Here is a 17533-nt window from a genome sequence, read left to right on the forward strand (position 1 = left end):
GCGGAGTCACCGTCTCTTCTCTTGGTCGACCTGCTGCTCGGGATCGTCGTTGACCCCGGAGGTGGGCGTTGCTGGGGCATGCGGGCTGGTGGGCTCCGCCGGCCGGGAGATCAGCCATCCCACCCAGAGCGCGAGCGCGTAGAGCGGGATCCCCATCACGAGCCGGGCGGTGCCGAGACCGGCCACGTCGTCGGCCAGGTAGAGCGGAACCTGGATGATCAGGCGCAGTGCGGGCACCGCGAGCAGCAGCCATGTGGCCAGTGCGTACTTGCGGCGGCGCACCGGGTCCTTGCGCCACTCCAGCCCTTCCCCGCGCACGATCCCGAAGAGCAGACCGAGGAACGGCCATCTCACCAGGATGGAGACCAGGAAAGCCAGCAGGTAGCCGGCGTTGATCAGGAAGCCCCAGGCGTAGAAGTCGCGGGCATCCCCGGTGCGGTAGGCGACCAGCGCGCAGATCAGGATCCCGGCGAGTCCCGCCAGCGACTGCACCAGCGATCCCTTCTGCACCAGGCGCACCAGCGCGAATCCCAGGCCGATCACCACCGAGATGATCAGGGCCGGGATCAGGTCCTCGGTGATCAGGAACGCGATCAGGAAGGCGGCGGCAGGCAGCGAGCTCTCCACGAGCCCGCGCACGCCGCCGACCGAGGCGAGCACATCCAGGGAGCCGTCCTCGGCGGTCCGCACCCGGGAGGCGGCGGCGGTGGAGAACTGCGCTGCGGGGTCCCGCGCGTCAGATGCGTCCGAGCTCGCGCCGGAGTCCGCGCCGGGGTTCACGCCCGAGTCCTCGTCGGAGTTCGCGTCGGGGTTCGCGTCGGGGTTCATGCCCGAGTCCGCGCCGGAGCTTTCGCCGCGCGGCGCGCGGGGCGCTCCCCCCGAGCCCTGGGAGTCAGCGGTCATCGCTCACCGGTGCCGCCGCTGGGTTCGGGCTGGGCGAGTCGTCGCGGCGCTGGGCGCGGTTGCGCGGGACCACCACCCGCTTGGCTCCTTCGGGGGGCTGCAGCCGCAGCAGCTCCCGCGGAGGAAGCGGGTCATCGCCGCGGACGACGACGATCTTCGCGAACAGGTCCTCCACGGCACGGGCCGCGGAGGCGTCGATGGCGCCGCGACCTCCGACCACCCCGCGCAGGAACCAGCGCGGGCCTTCGAAGCCGATGAACCGTGCCACTCGCCAGCCTTTGCGGCCGTCCTTGAGCACGGTGGGCACGCGGGCTGCGAGCTCCTGGCCGAAGCGTCCGTCCACCCTTTTGACCTTGCCGCTCTGCTTGATGACCGAGTCTTCGATCTGCTCGAGCACCTCGTTCCAGGTGCCGCCGGACTTCGGGGCGGAGAACGGCTGGACCTGGATGCTCGCCTGGTCGATCATGATGGTCAGCGCCACCACGCGCTTGGTCTTCTGGTCGATGTCCAGGCGCACCTGCTGGTTCTTCGCCGAGGGGATCAGCAGTGCGCCGAAGTCCAGGTAGCCCTTCTTGGAGTCCAGCTCCCGGGAGTCACGCGGGACCGCCGTGGGGGTCGATTCGGTGACCGGCTGCGCCACGGAGGCCACGGCGGCGGTCGCGGGCACGACGTCGGGCGAGGCCGAGGCGCTCTGGGGTTCCGGCGAACCGGCTGCGGACACCTCGCGGGAGGCAGCGTTCGCCGAGGCTGTCTCCTCCGTGCCGGTGGTCTCTGAGCCGGTGGTGCCCGGGGATGTCTTGTCCGCGGTGGTGTCGTCGGCGTCCGTCGCGGGCGCCGGTGTCGCCGGGGTCTTCTTCTTGCCGAAGAGCATGCCTGTCCTCCTGGTCGGTTGTGCTGGTCTATCGCCCGGTGGAGCCGAAGCCGCCTGCGCCCCGGTCGCTGGTCTCGAGCTCATCCACCACTGTGAAGTCGGCCTGCTCCACCTTCTGCAGGAGCAGCTGAGCGATCCGGTCCCCGCGGGAGAAGTGGACCGCCTCGTAGCGGTCTGTATTGAGCAGGCACACCTTGATCTCCCCACGATACCCAGCGTCCACCGTCCCGGGTGCATTGACCACCGTGATCCCGTGGCGCACCGCCAGACCGCTGCGCGGATGGACCAGTCCGACCCATCCCTGCGGCAGCGCCAGCGCCACTCCGGTCGGGACCAGTCGCCGCTCCCCCGGTTCGAGGGTGAACTCCTCCGCGGTCAACAGGTCCGCGCCGGCGTCACCGGGGTGGGAGTAGCGCGGCACGTCGAGATCCGGGTCAAGCTGTTTCAGGGGTACTGAGATGCGATTCACAGCCCTGAGTCTACCGTCGGGTCGACTCGACTCTTCAGCCGGACATGCGACGATAGTGGCATGAGTGACGAGAGTGCCAAGAGTGCTGAAGCTTCCTCCCCCGACGCCGGCTCCGGCCCCGCCCCGATCTATCGCGAGAAGCTGTGGCCGGCCTGGTGGCTCTGGGTCGCCGGGGTCCTGCTGGGCGCGTCGATCTCGCTGATCTTCTTCCCGATCAGTGTCGGCTTCGGGGTGCTGACGATGTTCATCGGCATCGGCCTGGTGATCCTCGGCCTGGTGCTCACCACCCCGACGCTGGAGGTCACTCCGGGCTGGCTGAGCGTGGGACGCGCACGCATCCAGACGAAGCATCTGGGACGCATCGTGGCCCACCGCAGGGATGCTGCCCGGGAGCAGCTGGGCCCGGGCTTCGACGCGAGCTCCTACCAGTGCATCCGTGGCTGGATCGATCCGGTGGTCACGGCGCAGATCATCGACCCCCGGGATGCCACTCCCTATTGGATCTTCTCCACCAGAAAGCCGAACGCCGTGCTCTCCGCGTTGGGCTCCGGGGAGCCCGTGCAGGAGCACGGCGTCAGTTTCGAGTGAACCTCCCGATTCCCTCGGGCCGTCACGGACCGAGGGAGCCCGGGTCTGTCGACTGCGGGATCAGGCCTCGCAGTCCTTGCAGAAGAACATGCCGTTCTCCTCGCGAGCCACCTGGGAGCGGTGACGCACCAGGAAGCAGGATGAGCAGGTGAACTCATCCGACTGCGCGGGCAGCACGCGAACCTGCAGCTCTTCCTCGGAGAGGTCTGCTCCGGGGAGCTCGAACCCTTCAGCGGCCTCGGTCTCGTCCTCGTCCACGACGGAGGACTGGCGCGAGGTGTTCCGGTTCTTCAGCTCCTCGATCGAGTCTTCACTGGTTTCGTCGTCGTTCTTCCGCGGGGCGTCGTAATCGGTTGCCATAAGAGGTGCTCCACACTCCGAATTCTTGAGATCGAAGCGCTCGTTGACCGGCTTCTGGAGGAAGCTGATTGAGCGCGATTTCCCTGTGGCGTGGCCCCCTGCCGGCCCGGGCGGGGGCCCGGTCCGCAGAACACGTGGGAAATTCTGGTCGGACAGATTGTGTCCCATCCGGATCACAGGACCAAATCCTTCTCAGCCGTTGAGCCCAGGGCTGACACCGAGAGGCTTCGGACGCTGTCCGCGGCCGGGATGGGGACCCAAAGAATGTCACGCGCGGAGGGTTGAGGCAATCCTTCCAGGAGTGGTTGAGCACCTCGAGAGTTTTTGATCCGGGCCGCGATACAGTGGCCGGAATACCCACCAGCTCGTTCTTCGGAGGAAGCCCAAATGCAGCACCTGCGCATCGTCGGGGTCAATGACGAGGAGAACGTGCCGCAGCTCATCCTCTCCGACGAGTCAGGGCAGGAGTTCGCGCTGCCTGTAGATGAGGCCTTGCGGCACGCCGCGAACCGCACCCCGGTCCGTCCTGCAAACTCCGGGGCCGCGAAAAGTCCGTTGACTCCGCGGGAGATCCAGGCACGGCTGCGTGCCGGGGCCACCGTGGAGCAGGTCGTGGCGGCCTCCGGACTGACCACCGCTCACGTGGAGCGCTACGCCGGTCCGGTCCAGGCTGAGCGGGCGTACGTGGCGCAGCGGGCCCGGTCCGCCCAGGTGGCTCCGGCCTCGGCCGCCGAGGCGCACCGCGCCGCCTTCGGTGATGATCCCGCCACCCTAGAGGCCATGGTCTCGGTGCGGCTGCGCGCCATGGACGTGGAGCTGGACACGCTGATCTGGGACTCCTGGCGCCGGGAGGACGGGCTGTGGCAGATCAGCTGCGCCTTCGACGTCGACTCCTCCGCCACGCATGGGGCCGGCATCGGACTGCGTCCCCCGGCTGAGTGGACCTTCCAGCCGGAGACCCTGCACCTGCGGGCGATCAACCGGTGGGCCGAGTCGCTCAGCGCCCTGACTGCTCCCTCGCCCTCCGATGCGCACCCCGGCTCCGAGACCCAGGGCTCCCCCGGTCGCAGACGGCTCAGCGCCGTGGACTCTGTGTTCGATGTCGAGGACTCCACCGCGCGCGGGTCCGGCTCCGCACCCTCGCAGCCTGGCACCTCTGGGCCTCGCAAGCCGGCTGCCGGGGCTCGCGGCGCGGGCACCCAGGCTCCGCGCGACGCCTCACCGAGCCGCAGCGAGCAGCCGTCCCGCAGCGAGGGACGAGAACATGAGGACCTCCTCGATGTCCTGCGCGCCCGTCGCGGCCAGCGTCTGGGGGCCGACGCCGAGGCCGATGATCGGCTCGCGCTGATGCTTAACCGGCAGGACCCGCAGGACCGTGCCACGACCTCGGACGCCGCCCAGCAGGACGAGGACGAGCACTCCACGGTCCCGCTTCCCCGGCTGCGCCCGGTCCGTGACGCGCATCAGGGCGAGGACGACGCCGAGCTCGAGAACCCCGAGGCGGAGGATTCTGCGACCGGGAACTCTGAAGCGGGGAGCTCCACGTCTGAGGACCTCGCGGCGGGAGGCTACGATCCTGCCGCATCCTCGCCAGCCGAATCAGGCGGTACCGCGTCGAAGCAGACGAACACCGAAGAGACCGGCCCCAACGATGGCCGGCTCGACGCCTGGGGATTCGCCTACGAGGGTGAGTCCGAGGAGCGCAGTGGTCCCGGAGAGCAGGCGCCCGCGGCGAAGGCCGCGGAACCTGCTGAGGCTGAGTCCACCGCGGAGAAGCCGCGGAAGCGCGCTCCCGCACGTCGGGCGAGCATGCCGAAGTGGGATGACATCCTCTTCGGCTCCAAGAACGACTGAACCCAGACGAGGCCTCCGCCGCGAAGGTTCCGCCACGTGGCTGCCCGCTGCGCGGAGGCAAGGCTTGTGCTCAACCGCGGCGGAAGACGTCGAGACCTCGTTCTCGTGACCGGTCAGGAATAGACTCCGCTCATGGGGCTGGGGCTGAGAATGCGGCGGGGGCTGCGTCTGCGTGATGTCTCTGTGGACCGCGACCGGGTTCGGCAGCTGGGATGCGTGGGGCTCACAGTGGGGGGCATCCTCGCGGCCTCTGCCGGGGACTACGGATCTGCCGAAGCGACCGATAATCCCCTGATTCCGGCCGACGCGGCCTTTGGGATCTGGCTGCCGATCTATGCCGGCTGCCTGGGCTATGCCGCCTATCAGGCTGTTCCCTCCCAGGCCCGGCGCAGTGTGCACCGGCGGATCGGTGTGCCGTTATCGCTCTGCGCAGGACTGACTGGGACCTGGGTCTGGCTGCAGGAGCCCCCGCTGCTGCAGCTCCCGGCGATCGCGGCCACGCTGTGGGCTGGTGGCGTGGCCTACCGTCGGGCCGTGCCGATCGTGGAGAGCCCGGCGGATCGGTGGCTGATCGCCGCCCCTGCTGGCCTCTTGCTGGGCTGGCTGACTCTGGCCGCGGTCGTGGCGAGCACTGAGGTCGCCGCGGCGAGCGGGCTCAGAGCGCCGGCGCCGAATACGCTGAGCCTCGCGGCCATTTCCGCACTCGCGGTGCTCGGCGCTCGGTCCCGCCGCCACGCACCCGCGCCCCAGACCTACGCCGCGGCACTTGCCTGGGGGCTGCTCGGGATCGCCGCCGAATCCAGGACGCGCAGCCCGCTGCGGGCACTGACCGCGGCGGCCGGCGCAGCGGGGATTCTGGGGATCCGGCGGAGTTGAGTGGTCGGATGGCTTTTCCGAGATCCCCACGCGATCTGCAGCGGCGGCCATCTGGGCGCGTCGATTCCCAGCTGTCCTCGCCACAGCGACCCCCTCCGCTACCGAGCTGCCCCGGGCAAATAGGACCCGAAGCTCCATTCGCGGCCCCCAGGGCCTAGGACCCGGGCACGTTGAGTGCCCCACTCGGTCTCCTCCGGAGCCAGGACTGACGAGGCTCCGGCGTCGATGGCGGCGGCGTAGCGCTCGGCCACGTCATCGAGCGCGAGGTACAGCCCAACCCCTGTCGAGCGCGCTATCAGCGGGGGCGTCAGGTAATCCGCGTCATTGCTGGCCAGCATCACCACCGCCTCGCCGAACCCCAGCTCGGCGTGGACCACCCTGCCAGCAGGGTCATCGTGACGGGCCAGCACTCGGAAACCGATCGCCTGCAGCCAGTCGATGACGCCGGCGGGATCGGCATAGCTCAGATACGGCACGAGCACTGCGGCCATGTACATACTCTAAGGACCCCGGTGGGGCAGGTCGAGGCTCGGTCTGCTAGCCGCCCAGACGCAGCAGCGGCACCCGGCGCTCAGCCTCGGTGAGCGAGCCGTGCTGGCCGATCATGTCCATCGGGGACAGTCCGACCCGGTCGCAGTGGTAGAGCGCGATGTCGCTGTGCGTGGCCACCAGCACGTCTCCGATCCGCGCTGAGACCCGGTCATCGACGGGCCCGAACCAGCCCGCGGTGCGGGCCTGTTCGCGGGTGAGCACCCAGGCACGGTCCCCGTATTCCTGCTCCCAGGCGGCGGCGATGCTCGCTGGCTCGGCGCCGGGCTCTGCGTAGAGCTGCACCAGTCGCGGCTCACCCCCGGTGTGCCGGACGCCCTCGAGGAGCTGCGCCTGGGCGGAGTAGTCCAGCCGGTTCTCCGGTGTGATGTCGACCATGCCGTGGTCTGCGGTCAGCAGCACCGAGACCTGATCCCCGTAGGCGCGGCGCAGCCCGGCGGTGAAACGCTCCGCCTCCGCGTCGAGGGTCTCCAGCATCTGCAGCCACTGCGGGGAGTCCACGCCGTAGCGGTGTCCGGTCTTGTCCAGCTCGTCCACGTAGAGGTACACCAGCTGGCGTGGCGCCGGCCCCTGCCGGAGCGCGCCACGGGCCGGGCGCTGCTGCTGGATCCACTCGGCGGTGAGGGCGAAGCGGGCATCCATCCTGGCGGCTCCGCGGAAGTCACCGCCGCGCAGCACCGCCTGGGTGAGTCCGGAGTCCACGAACTTCGGCCGGGAGGCGGTGAGGACCTCTGTTCCGGCCTCGACGGCGCGCTGCAGCACCGAGGGATGCGGCTGCCACTGCTCGGGGTCGACCTCGGGGTCCCAGCCGCCGAGCATGTTCACGATCCGGTCCAGCTCCGGGGAGAGGATGTCGTAGCCGACCAGTCCGTGCTCCCCGGGGGTGGTGCCGGTGCCCAGCGAGGCCAGGGAGGCCGCCGTCGTCGTCGGCACCCCGACGTCGAGGGTCCGCGCGCTGGAGCTGCGCCAGGCGGAGGCGAGGAAGCGCGCGTGGCCGGAGTAGCGGGCCAGCAGCGCATCTCCGAGCCCGTCGACCATCAGCACCACCGTGGTGACGGCCTCGGGCAGCTCCAGCCGGTTCTGGAAGCCGCTGAGGCCCAGCGAGGCGGCGGCGGAGCTCAGCACGTGACGCAGGTGGGCGCCGTCGTAGTCCGGAGCCGGCGGCAGCGGGCGGGAGTTCGGGGTCATCTCGGCCAGCGGTTCAGCGCACGTGCCGGATGCAGGCCCGGCGCAGCGCGCGGACGAACCCGCGGGCCTCGTCCACGGCGGTGTCGCCCTCGGCGGTGGCCGCGATCCGCAGCGCGATGTCCTCGGGCACCCAGTTCCCGGTGTCCCCGTGATCGGCTACGCATTCCGGGTTCCCGCATTCGGCCGGGTAGGTGTCGAAACGGGCACCCCCGGTCCAGGTCAGGTTCAGCGACACCTCGGCCAGTGACCTCTCCGGGGTGAAGTCCTCCGGGGTCCGGTGCACCTCGGAGAGGATCAGCGAGCGGATCCGACTCACCGGGACCACCTCGGTGGAGATCCGCGCCACGGTGTCGGCTCGGCGCGGGTGCGGGGAGTCGCCGTGGCCGAAGCCTGGCCCGTCGTCGGCCTCGAGGTCATGGTCATCGAGGTGCGCGACCACGACGATGTCATCGGCCAGGGCCAGCACGGTGATGTGCCGGTGGACCTCCTCCATGTCGAAGTGGGTGTCCACGTGCACGATCTGATGACTTGCCTCACGCTCGTCGAGCGCCTCATTCAGGGTGTGCAGCACCAGGGAGGGGTAGAAGCCCCCGCGCTCGACTGCATCCTTCAGGCTGGAGGTGGGGGCGGGGCCTCGTCGGTGCTCCCCGGGCCCATGCTGGCTGAACGTCATGGATTCCATGCTATCCGGTGGCGGGATTAGCAGGTGCGCTCCACATACGGGATACTTGTCCGGTGCCAGGAAACGCGACTTTTCACCACCGCAACGCCGCCCTCCTCTCCGTGACGGAGGTGCAGGCCCCGGAGGTCCTCACGTCAAAGGATCTGGACCGGCGTCTGGCGGATGCGCTCAAACGTCTGAAGCTGCCCACCGGGCTGCTGCACCGAGTGGCCGGGGTGAAGGCCCGGCGCAACTGGTCTAGACCAGGCGACGTCCGCGCCGGGACCGTGGAGGCCGGGCGCCGAGCCCTCGCCGCCGCCGGGATCGCAGCCGAAGACGTCTCGATGATGATCAACACCTCGGTCTCCCGGGAACACCTGGAGCCCTCGGTCGCCGTCGGGGTCCACCACGACCTCGGGCTTCCCAGCTCCGCGATGAACTTCGACATCACCAACGCCTGTCTGGGCTTCGTCAACGCGATCACCCTGGCCAGCTCGATGATCGACGCCGGACAGGCGAAATACGTGCTGATCGTCAACGGTGAGGACGCCAAGAAGGTCCAGGACGCCACCGTGGAGCGGATCAACTCGCTGGAGAAGATGGCCTCCCGGGACGACTTCATGGCCGAGTTCGCCTCGCTCACCCTGGGCTGCGGCGCCGCCGCGGCGGTGATCGGTCCCGCCGATGAGCACCCGGAGGGCCACCGGATCGTCGGTGGAGTCACCCGGGCCGCGACCCAGCACCACGGGCTCTGCGTGGGTGACCACAACGGCATGTTCACCGACGCCCGCGGGCTGCTCGACGGCGGCCTGGAGCTGGTCATGGACGCCTTCAACGACGCCCGCGAGCACTTCGACTGGGACTCCATGGACTCCTACATCACCCACCAGGTCTCTCAGCTGCACACCTCCTCGATCGTGAAGGCCGCGAAGCTGGACAAGAAGCGGGTCCCGGTGACCTACCCGGAGCTGGGCAATGTGGGGCCGGCCTCGCTGCCGATCACGCTGGCCCGGGAGTCCGACCGGCTGCAGCCCGGCGACCGAGTGCTCTGCATGGGGGTCGGATCAGGACTGAACACCGCGATGCTGGAGATCCAATGGTGAACCTGCGCCCACGCTTCACACCGGTCCCCGCGGCCCCCGCCCGGCTCCCCCGCGAGCACGCCCCCGGGGCCAGCTTCCCCGACCTGGACCCGGCCTGGTCCCGGCTGGTCACCGCGAAGACCGACGACGGCGCCCGGACCTTCCACGTGCTGGACACCGGCCCGGCGCTGGCCGCCCGCGGGATCACGCCCACCGGCACGATCCTGGCCGTGCACGGGAACCCCACCTGGTCCTACCTGTGGCGGAACGTGATCGCCGGGTCCCTGGAACGCGCCCGCAGCGGCGACGCCTGGCGGGTGATCGCTCCGGACCAGCTGGACATGGGATTCTCCGACCGGCTCTCCCACCCGGTCCCGCCGGCCCCCGATGCGCCCAGCTACCGCCGACTCTCGCAGCGGCTGGGAGACCTCGACGCGCTGATGGACGCCCTGGACGTGGACACCGGCTCCCGTCTGGTCACCCTGGGACACGACTGGGGCGGAATCATCTCCCTGGGCTGGGCGGTGCGCCAGCGCGGCCAGGTGGATGCCGCCATCACGCTGAACACCGCCGTGCACCATCCCACCGAGGATCAGGTCCCAGCGGCGCTGCGCGCGGCGATGGCCCCCGCGGTGCTGCCCGCGGCCACGCTGGCCAGCGAGGGGTTCCTCACCGTGACCCTGGGGCTGGCGGAGAACGCATTGTCCCCGGAGGTCCGTGAGGCCTACCGGGCGCCCTACACCACACGCAACGGACGCGGCGGCATCGGCGGCTTCGTCGCCGACATCCCCGCCGAGACCAGCCACGTCTCGCGCCCGGCACTGGACGAGGTCGCTTCGGGCCTGCGCGAATGGAACAAGCCCACGCTGCTGCTCTGGGGACCCAAGGACCCGGTGTTCCAAGACCGCTACCTCGCTGACCTGCAGTCCCGTGTCCCGCACGCCGACCTGCACCGCTTCGAAGGCACCGGGCACATGCTCGCCGAGGACCGCGATCTGAGCACGCCGATCTTCACCTGGCTCGATGACCAGTTCGGCGCCGGAGCAACCCGCTCCCGGCTGAGATCCCCCGCACCGGCCGGGGACGTCCTGGGACTCCACGAGCGGCTCACCGAGCTGGCCCGCACCGAGCGCCGGCAGGACCCCGCCGTGGTGGACATGACCGCAGAGCCAGAGGCCTGGAGCAGCGCCGAGGACGCCGCCACCGGCGACCGCGCGCTGAGCTGGGCCGAGCTCGACGTCCAGGTGGACGCGCTGGCCGCAGGCCTGAGCGCCACCGGAGTCCGGCCCGGCGATCGGGTCTCGCTGCTGGTCCAGCCCGGCGCCTCGCTGACCGTGATCCTCTACGCCTGCCTGCGCCTGGGCGCGGTGGCGGTCGTCGCCGACGCCGGACTCGGAGTCCGCGGGATGACCCGCGCGGTCCGTGCGGCACGCCCAGACTGGGTGATCGGGGCGCTGCCGGGACTCACCCTGGCCCGCAGCCTGGGCTGGCCCGGGAAGCGGATCAGCACCCAGCGGCTCTCCGCCCGGCGCGCCGGGCTGCTCGGCACCGTGGCCTCGGTGGATGCGCTGCTGGACCGCTATGAAGGTGCCGCCCCGGATCAGGTGGACCTCCCCGCCGCGGAGGACCCGGCGGCGATCCTGTTCACCTCCGGCTCCACCGGGCCGGCCAAGGGCGTGATGTACACCCACGGACGGCTCGGCGCGCTGGTCGCGCTGCTCATCGAGCAGTTCGACATTCGCCCCGGGGCCTCGCTGATCGCCGGCTTCGCGCCGTTCGCGCTGCTGGGACCGGCCATCGGCGCCACCTCGGTGACCCCGGACATGTCCGTGACCCGCCCGGCCACGCTCACCGCCCAGGCCGTGGCGGACGCCGCCCTGGCCGGGGAAGCCACCATGTTCTTCGGCTCCCCAGCGGCGCTGCGCAACGTCGTGGCCACCGCACCGGCGCTCAGCGCGCTGCAGCGCCGCGGACTCTCCGGGATCACACTCGTGCTCTCCGCCGGAGCCCCGGTGCACCCGGACCTGCTCAACGCGGTCCAGGAGATCTTCCCCCACGCGGAGATCCACACTCCCTACGGCATGACCGAGGGTCTGCTGCAGGCCGACATCGAGCGCCAACAGGTGCTCGACGCGGTCGCCACCGATCAGTCGGGGGTCTGCGTGGGCACTCCGGTCGCCGGCGTCCGGTTCGCGCTGGCCCCGCTGGACGGGCTGGGACGCCCCTCCGAGGAGCTGCAGGAGCCCGGCGAGGCTGTGGGCGTGCTCGGCGAGATCGTCGTCTCCGCAGCGCACCTGAAGGCCGGCTATGACCGGCTCTGGCAGACCGAACGGGCCTCGAGACGCGATACCAAGGACGGGCTGATCTGGCACCGGACCAATGACATCGGACACTTCGACGCTGAGCACCGGCTCTGGATCGAGGGGCGGCTGCAGCATGTGCTCGCCACCCCCGACGGACCGCTGGGTCCGGGGTCCGTGGAGACCCCGGTCGACGCCCTCGAAGAAGTGGCCCGCAGCGCCGCGGTGCCGGTGGGTCCGCAGGGCACCCAGGCCGTCGTCGTGATCGTGGAGCCGGAGCCGGGGCGCAGCCTGCGCGCCGGGCGTTCACCGGTGGCCGAGATCAGCTTCGCCGCCCGGGTCCGTGAGGCTGCCGGGGAGGTGCCCGTGGCCGCCGTGCTGGTGCTCGATGAGCTGCCCACCGATGTCCGGCACAACTCGAAGATCGACCGCACCGGGCTCGCGGCCTGGGCGGAGAAGGTCCTCGCCGGCGAAAAGGTCAAGGCACCATGAGCCGACTCATCGAAGCCGGCGCCAGCGTGCTGGTCACCGGAGCCTCCGGGCTGCTCGGTGGCAGTGTGGCCCAGCGGCTCAGCGACGAGGGCTACCAGGTCACGGTGCTCCAGCGCGGCGCCTCCGGGCTGACCGGGGTCCGCGAGGTGCGCGGCTCGCTGAGCGACCCCGATGCCGTCGCCCGCGCCGTCGCCGGCCAGGACGCCGTGATCCACATGGCCGCCAAGGTCTCGGTCTCGGGGCGGCATCAGGATTTCGTCGAGGTCAATGTGCACGGCACCCAGCGGCTGCTCGATGCCGCAGTGGATGCCGGGGTCACCGACTTCCTGCATGTCTCCTCCCCCTCGGTGGCTCACGCCGGGGCCTCACTCATCGGCGCCGGCGCCGGCCCGGCGGACCCGGAGCACGCCGTGGGCAGCTACGCGCAGACCAAGGCCGCGGCCGAGCTGATCGCCGAAGCCCGCGGAGCCAGGGACCTCAACGTGCTGATCCTGCGTCCGCACCTGGTCTGGGGGCCCGGGGACGGGCAGCTGACCCGGCGGATCATCGACCGTGCCCGCTCCGGACGGATGCCGATCCTCGGCTCCGGGGCCGCGCTGGTGGACACGCTCTACATCGAGAACGCGGTGGACGCGTTCCTGGCCGGACTGCGCCGGCTCCCGCAGATCGCCGGACAGCGGCTGGTGCTCACCAACGGTGAGCCGCGCCCGATCGGTGAGCTGATCACCGGGATCGCTGCCGCAGGCGGGGCCCCGGCGCCGCGGCTGCGGCTGGCCCCGGGGCTCGCCAAGGGGCTGGGCGCCGTCGTCGAACGCGCCTGGGCGCTCAGCGAGAAGCTCGCCGGCCCGCGCGCCGATGAGCCCCCGATGACGCAGTTCCTGGCCGAGCAGCTCTCCACGGCGCACTGGTTCGACCAGCGCGCCACCCAGCAGGCCCTGGACTGGATCCCGCGGATCAGCATGGACCAGGGACTCACCCTGCTGCGCGACCACATCCGCAGCACCGGCAAGGTCTGACCCTCCCCTCCCCTCCCCTTCCCTTCCTGGGCAGTTGAGTTCTCCGGCACCTACGGTGCTGCCGGAGAACTCAACTGCCCAGGATGGGGGGGGCGGTTCTGCACAGTTCCGCGGTCTCGCTGTGCGTCCGGTCTGTCCGTCGGCACTGTGGAGGCATGACACTCCCCGATCTCGACACCCCCGCACCGATCCAGCTGATCCGCTCCGCCTGGCAGCCGGATGACCTGCACAGCGCGACCAGGCTCTCCGCCCTGGTGGCCGCGGCCCAGCTGCTCCGGGTGCGCCGCGGCATCTACATCGACGCCGCCACGTGGGTGCGGTCCCCGCCGTGGGTCCGCGCGCAGATCGCCGTCGCCGCGATGGCCCACCGGCTGCCGAACTCGCTGTTCTGCCGCGACTCCGCGATGCTGCTGCATGGTCTGCCGCTGATCACCCCGCCGCCGCACGTGACCGTGCGCACCCAGGACCCCAGCCTGGTCGGGATCGGTCGGCGCGAATCGATGACCGGATCCACGAGCGCCGAGAGCTGGCTCGCCGCGTACTCCACAAGGTCCCAGGAAGAGCCGACGACGGCGGCTCTGCTCAACGTGCCGACCCGGCGCTTCGAGACGGTGCTTCCGCGGGGGATGACGCGCGGCAGCGCCCGAGAGTCCCAGCGGCGCGGGATCCTCCGCACCCCGCAGGTGCGGCTTCCGGCCTCGGCGCTGAGCGTGGTGACCGGACCGGAGTCCGGGTACTGGGTGGAGCCGGTCGAGATCGCCCTGCCCGACGCCGCCTCCCGCCTGCCCTTCCCTGAGGCCGTGGCCGTGTTGGATGCCTTCCTCGCGCAGTCCGCTCTCGGGGACCTGCTGAAACCGCCGGAGTCCTCAGCCGGGCTTTCAGACTGGGGGGACGGGTTCCTCACGCACCGACTGAACCGGCGTTGGAGGGCGGCGGTCGGCTTCGCCGATGCTCGTGCCGAGTCCCCCGCGGAGTCCGTCTCGCGCGCGCTGATCCATCAGCTGGGCTTCGCGACGCCGGCGCTGCAGGTATGGATCGCCACGGACATCGGCGATGAGCGCGTGGATTTCGAATGGGTTCTCCAGGCCCGCTCCCGTTCCGGGGCGTCGCGGCCGCGTCGGATCGTCGGGGAGTTCGACGGGCGCGGGAAGTACTTCGACGAGGCGCTGCTGCAGGGTCGCTCCGCCAAGGAGGTGCACTATGCGGAGAAGCTGCGCGAGGATGCGCTCCGCCGCACCGGGCGCGACGTGGTGCGCTGGGGGTGGTCTGACCTGGCCCGTCCCGAGATCCTGGCGGCGAGGCTCGCCCAGGCGGGGGTGCCGCGGGCTCGGGAGGGGACTCGCCCCGCCGTCGTCGTGGGAGCCGCTCACAGCGCTCCTGCGCTCCCCAGTCCCAGCCACCGTCCCGATCAGCGTCCCAACCCCCGTGGTTGAGTTTTCCGGTCCCAACGTCAGGACCGCAGAACTCAACCACCCAGGAAAAGGAAAGGGAATGGGGGGGGGGTCAGTAGCGGCTGATCGCGCGACGGGCGGAGTCGGTGCGCTGTTCTGGGTTGGCGATCTCGATCGCGGCGTGCAGCACCTGGACCCCCTCCGGGGAGGCCAGCACCGGGGTCAGCTCCAGGGACGCCACCTGGGGGTGGTTGTCCTTGAGCGTGGCCACCCGCTGCAGCGTGTCCTCCAGGGCGGCGATGTCCACCGCCGGGACGCCCTTATAGCCGAAGAGCCGCTTCGCCGCCCGGGGGCGGCGCAGCAGCCCGCGCACGTCCTGGTCGGTCAGCGGGGGCACCGCGTGGGCCCAGTCGTCGAGCAGCTCCACCGCGTCCCCGGAGAGGCCGAAGGAGATCACCGGGCCCATCAGCGGGTCCTCGATCGCGCGGATCACGCAGCCCTGACCGGCCGGCGCCATGGACTGCAGCTCCAGTCCCGCCGCGTCATAGTCCGCGAGCACCCGCCGCATCTCCGCGATCGCCCGGCGCAGCTCCTCGGGATCCTCGATGTTCAGCTGCACCCCGCCCAGGTCAAGACGGTGGCGCAGGTAGGTGTTCGTGGACTTCACCGCCACCGGGTAGCCGAGCGACTCTGCCGCCGCCAGTGCCTGATCCTCGGTGGAGAAGGCCACCGAGCGCAGCATCGAGAGTCCGTAGACCTCCAAGAGCTCAGCGCAGCGCTCGGGCTCGAGCTGCCGCAGCGTGGCGCCCTGAACGCCGGCCAGCCAGCCGTCGAGCAGCGCGTCCCCGCGCCGCGACGCGGCCGTGCCCTCCAACCCGGCCGGCACGAACGGCTCTCCGATCCCTTCCGAGCGCCAGCGCTGATAGCGCACGATCTTCGCCAGCGCGGTCAGTGAGCGCTCCGGGGAGGAGAACACCGGGAACCCCTGCTGCAGGGACCCCTTCTCGATCACCGGGGCGGCATTGCCGATATGGTTCAGCGGCACGGCGGAGTCCAGCACCCCGATCCAGGACGCGACCATCGGTTTGGTGTGCTGGCGCGCGGTCTGCGAGATCAGCCGGCTGTGGTCATAGTGCTCCCCGGTCACCGCGGGCTGCAGGCACAGCGCCACCGCGTCGACGTCCTCGGCGGTGAACAGCTCCTCCAGGGCGCCGGCCAGCGCGGCGTCGGCCTCGGCGCGGGGCAGATCGAGGTCAAGGTTCCCGACGACGTGGGTCGCGGTCAGGTCCAAGGTGCCGGCGGTGTCGGCCAGGATCCGGCTCATCGAGGGCGAGTTCGAGAGGATCCCGATGCGCCCGCCCCCGGGCAGCGGCTGGGTGGCGAGCACCTGGAGCACGTCCATGAGCGAATCGTGGTTGCCCACCTGGATCACCCCGGAATGCTCCAGCATGGAATCCACCGCGCCCATCGGGGCGCGGGTGGTGCGGACCTCGTGTCCCGGCGGCAGGCTGCGCCCCATCACGTCGGACTTCGCGACCACCACCGGCTTGGTGCGCGAGAGCCGGCGCGCGATCCGGGAGAACTTGCGCGGATTGCCGAAGCTCTCCAGATAGACCCCGACGGCGCGGGTGGAGTCATCGTCCTCGAAGTACTGCATCGCGTCGTTGCCGGAGAGGTCCGCCCGGTTGCCCGCGGAGATCACCGAGGAGAGCCCCAGCTCGCGCCGGTTGGCCTGGGCGAAGAGCGAGACCCCGATCGAGGCGGACTGGCTGAACAGCCCCACCCCGCCGCGCAGCGGCATCGTCGGGGAGAGCGAGGCGTTCAGGGAGACATCCGGGTCGGTGTTCAGCAGACCCACCGAGGCCGGTCCGATCACCCGCATCCCCCAGCGCCGCGCCAGGCGGACCAGTTCCCGCTGGGCCAGCCGACGCTGCTCCACGTCTTCCTCACCCGAGCCCAGCTCCGGGGCGGTGATCACCAGGATCCCCTTGACCCCGTTGCGTCCGCAGTCTGCGACCACCTCGGGAAGGTGCTCGGAGGGCACGGCGACGACGGCGAGGTCCACCTGCTGCTTGATGTGCGCCAGTGAGGCGTAGGCCTCGACCCCGCCGACCTCGAAGGCCTCCGGGTTCACGGAGTGGACTCCCCCGGTGAAGTGACCTTCGATCAGGTTCTGCACCAGGTGATAGCCCACGGAGCCGTACTCCCGGGAGGCCCCGATCACGGCGACCTGCTCCGGGGCCAGAAGCTCGGCGACGCTGCGGGACTCGGCCCGATGCTCCCGGGCCTCCATCACCGCCCGGGACCGCTCCGTGGGGTCGATGGGGAACTCCACCATCACCACGCCGTCCTCGAAGCTGCGCTGGGTCTCATAGCCGGCCTCGGAGAAGACCGCCAGCATCTTCCGGTTCTCCGGGAGCACCTCGGCCGAGAAGCGTTCGAGTCCGCGCTCGCGACCGGCGGCCGCCAGGTGCTCCAGGAGCACCGAGCCCAGACCGCGGCCCTGGTGTCGGTCCGAGATGTTGAACGAGACCTCGGCCTCGCGGCTGCCATCGATCCGGTCATATCCGCCGACCCCGATGATCTCCTCGTCGAGCAGGATCACCATCGCGACCCGATCCACGTGATCCACCCGGGTGAACCGGTCGAGCTCCTTCTCGGTGAGCGTGGACTTGAACGTGAAATAGCGCAGATAGATCGAGGACTCGGACTGCGAGGAATGCAGCCGCTGCAGCCGCTCGGCATCCTCCGGACTGATCGGGCGCAGATGGGCGGCAGCCCCGTCTCGCAGCACGACATCTGCTTCCCAGTGCGCCGGATATCCGCCGGTTCGGGGTGTCTCACCCATAGGATCAAGACTAACCATCCCCACCCGGAGATCGATACCCACCCTCCGACGCGCCCTGATCACGCTGCTCGGCAGCTCCAGGCCT

At 70.5% G+C, this 17533-nt stretch carries 15 protein-coding genes; 7 read left to right on the plus strand and 8 right to left on the minus strand.

Annotation, left to right across the window (positions count from 1 at the left end):
* Positions 1 to 6: 6 nt before the first annotated feature.
* Genes HNR11_RS11770 through dut form a run of 3 tightly spaced genes read right to left on the minus strand, consistent with a single transcriptional unit; the run spans position 7 to position 2243 of the window.
* A complete protein-coding gene (locus HNR11_RS11770; protein WP_246310396.1) occupies positions 7 to 903 on the minus strand; it encodes a DUF3159 domain-containing protein in 897 nt (298 codons plus the stop codon).
* Positions 893 to 1774, minus strand: a complete 882-nt coding sequence (locus HNR11_RS11775) for a DUF3710 domain-containing protein (RefSeq protein ID WP_179442518.1) — start codon at positions 1772 to 1774, stop codon at positions 893 to 895. Before HNR11_RS11775 ends, HNR11_RS11770 begins: the two co-directional genes overlap by 11 nt.
* Positions 1775 to 1802: 28 nt before the next feature.
* Positions 1803 to 2243, minus strand: coding sequence for a dUTP diphosphatase (gene dut, locus HNR11_RS11780; protein WP_343050666.1), 441 nt, complete (start codon positions 2241 to 2243; stop codon positions 1803 to 1805).
* A gap of 60 nt (positions 2244 to 2303) precedes the next feature.
* Here dut and HNR11_RS11785 point away from each other — a divergent pair, with 60 nt between their 5' ends.
* Positions 2304 to 2831 (plus strand): DUF3093 domain-containing protein, encoded by a 528-nt coding sequence (locus HNR11_RS11785; RefSeq protein WP_179442520.1) that lies wholly within the window; start codon positions 2304 to 2306, stop codon positions 2829 to 2831.
* A 60-nt stretch (positions 2832 to 2891) separates the two neighbouring features.
* Here HNR11_RS11785 and HNR11_RS11790 read toward each other — a convergent pair whose 3' ends face one another.
* Entirely contained in the window at positions 2892 to 3191 is a 300-nt protein-coding gene (locus tag HNR11_RS11790) for a DUF4193 domain-containing protein (RefSeq protein ID WP_058889122.1), read from the minus strand.
* A gap of 387 nt (positions 3192 to 3578) precedes the next feature.
* Between HNR11_RS11790 and sepH the strand changes: the two genes are divergently transcribed.
* On the plus strand, positions 3579 to 5045 hold the full coding sequence (sepH, locus tag HNR11_RS11795) for a septation protein SepH (protein ID WP_179442522.1): 1467 nt from the start codon (positions 3579 to 3581) through the stop codon (positions 5043 to 5045).
* A gap of 132 nt (positions 5046 to 5177) precedes the next feature.
* A complete protein-coding gene (locus tag HNR11_RS11800; RefSeq protein WP_179442524.1) occupies positions 5178 to 5921 on the plus strand; it encodes a hypothetical protein in 744 nt (247 codons plus the stop codon).
* 98 nt (positions 5922 to 6019) lie between these two features.
* On the opposite strand, the gene HNR11_RS11805 is transcribed toward HNR11_RS11800, so the two are convergent.
* Genes HNR11_RS11805 through HNR11_RS11815 form a run of 3 tightly spaced genes read right to left on the minus strand, consistent with a single transcriptional unit; the run spans position 6020 to position 8331 of the window.
* Complete coding sequence (locus tag HNR11_RS11805; RefSeq protein WP_246310398.1) at positions 6020 to 6412, minus strand: VOC family protein; 393 nt, start codon at positions 6410 to 6412, stop codon at positions 6020 to 6022.
* Between the two features lie 46 nt (positions 6413 to 6458).
* The gene (locus tag HNR11_RS11810; RefSeq protein WP_179442528.1) at positions 6459 to 7658 is read right to left on the minus strand and encodes an alkaline phosphatase family protein; all 1200 of its coding nucleotides are present in this window, start codon (positions 7656 to 7658) and stop codon (positions 6459 to 6461) included.
* Between the two features lie 13 nt (positions 7659 to 7671).
* A complete protein-coding gene (locus tag HNR11_RS11815) occupies positions 7672 to 8331 on the minus strand; it encodes a DUF5998 family protein (protein ID WP_157075480.1) in 660 nt (219 codons plus the stop codon).
* 62 nt (positions 8332 to 8393) lie between these two features.
* Between HNR11_RS11815 and HNR11_RS11820 the strand changes: the two genes are divergently transcribed.
* From HNR11_RS11820 to HNR11_RS11835, 4 genes are all read left to right on the plus strand, one after another.
* Positions 8394 to 9422: a 3-oxoacyl-ACP synthase III gene (locus HNR11_RS11820; protein ID WP_058889118.1), complete on the plus strand. Its 1029-nt coding sequence runs from the start codon at positions 8394 to 8396 to the stop codon at positions 9420 to 9422.
* Positions 9416 to 12193, plus strand: coding sequence for an alpha/beta fold hydrolase (locus HNR11_RS11825; protein ID WP_179442530.1), 2778 nt, complete (start codon positions 9416 to 9418; stop codon positions 12191 to 12193). Before HNR11_RS11820 ends, HNR11_RS11825 begins: the two co-directional genes overlap by 7 nt.
* Positions 12190 to 13209, plus strand: a complete 1020-nt coding sequence (locus HNR11_RS11830) for an NAD-dependent epimerase/dehydratase family protein (RefSeq protein ID WP_179442532.1) — start codon at positions 12190 to 12192, stop codon at positions 13207 to 13209. The genes HNR11_RS11825 and HNR11_RS11830 overlap by 4 nt, the downstream gene beginning before the upstream one ends.
* A 155-nt stretch (positions 13210 to 13364) precedes the next feature.
* Positions 13365 to 14642 (plus strand): hypothetical protein, encoded by a 1278-nt coding sequence (locus HNR11_RS11835; RefSeq protein ID WP_179442534.1) that lies wholly within the window; start codon positions 13365 to 13367, stop codon positions 14640 to 14642.
* Positions 14643 to 14712: 70 nt separating this feature from the next.
* On the opposite strand, the gene HNR11_RS11840 is transcribed toward HNR11_RS11835, so the two are convergent.
* Positions 14713 to 17448: a bifunctional GNAT family N-acetyltransferase/acetate--CoA ligase family protein gene (locus HNR11_RS11840; protein WP_179442536.1), complete on the minus strand. Its 2736-nt coding sequence runs from the start codon at positions 17446 to 17448 to the stop codon at positions 14713 to 14715.
* Positions 17449 to 17533 lie beyond the last annotated feature (85 nt).

This window comes from Nesterenkonia sandarakina (genome assembly GCF_013410215.1).
Classification (GTDB): domain Bacteria; phylum Actinomycetota; class Actinomycetes; order Actinomycetales; family Micrococcaceae; genus Nesterenkonia; species Nesterenkonia sandarakina.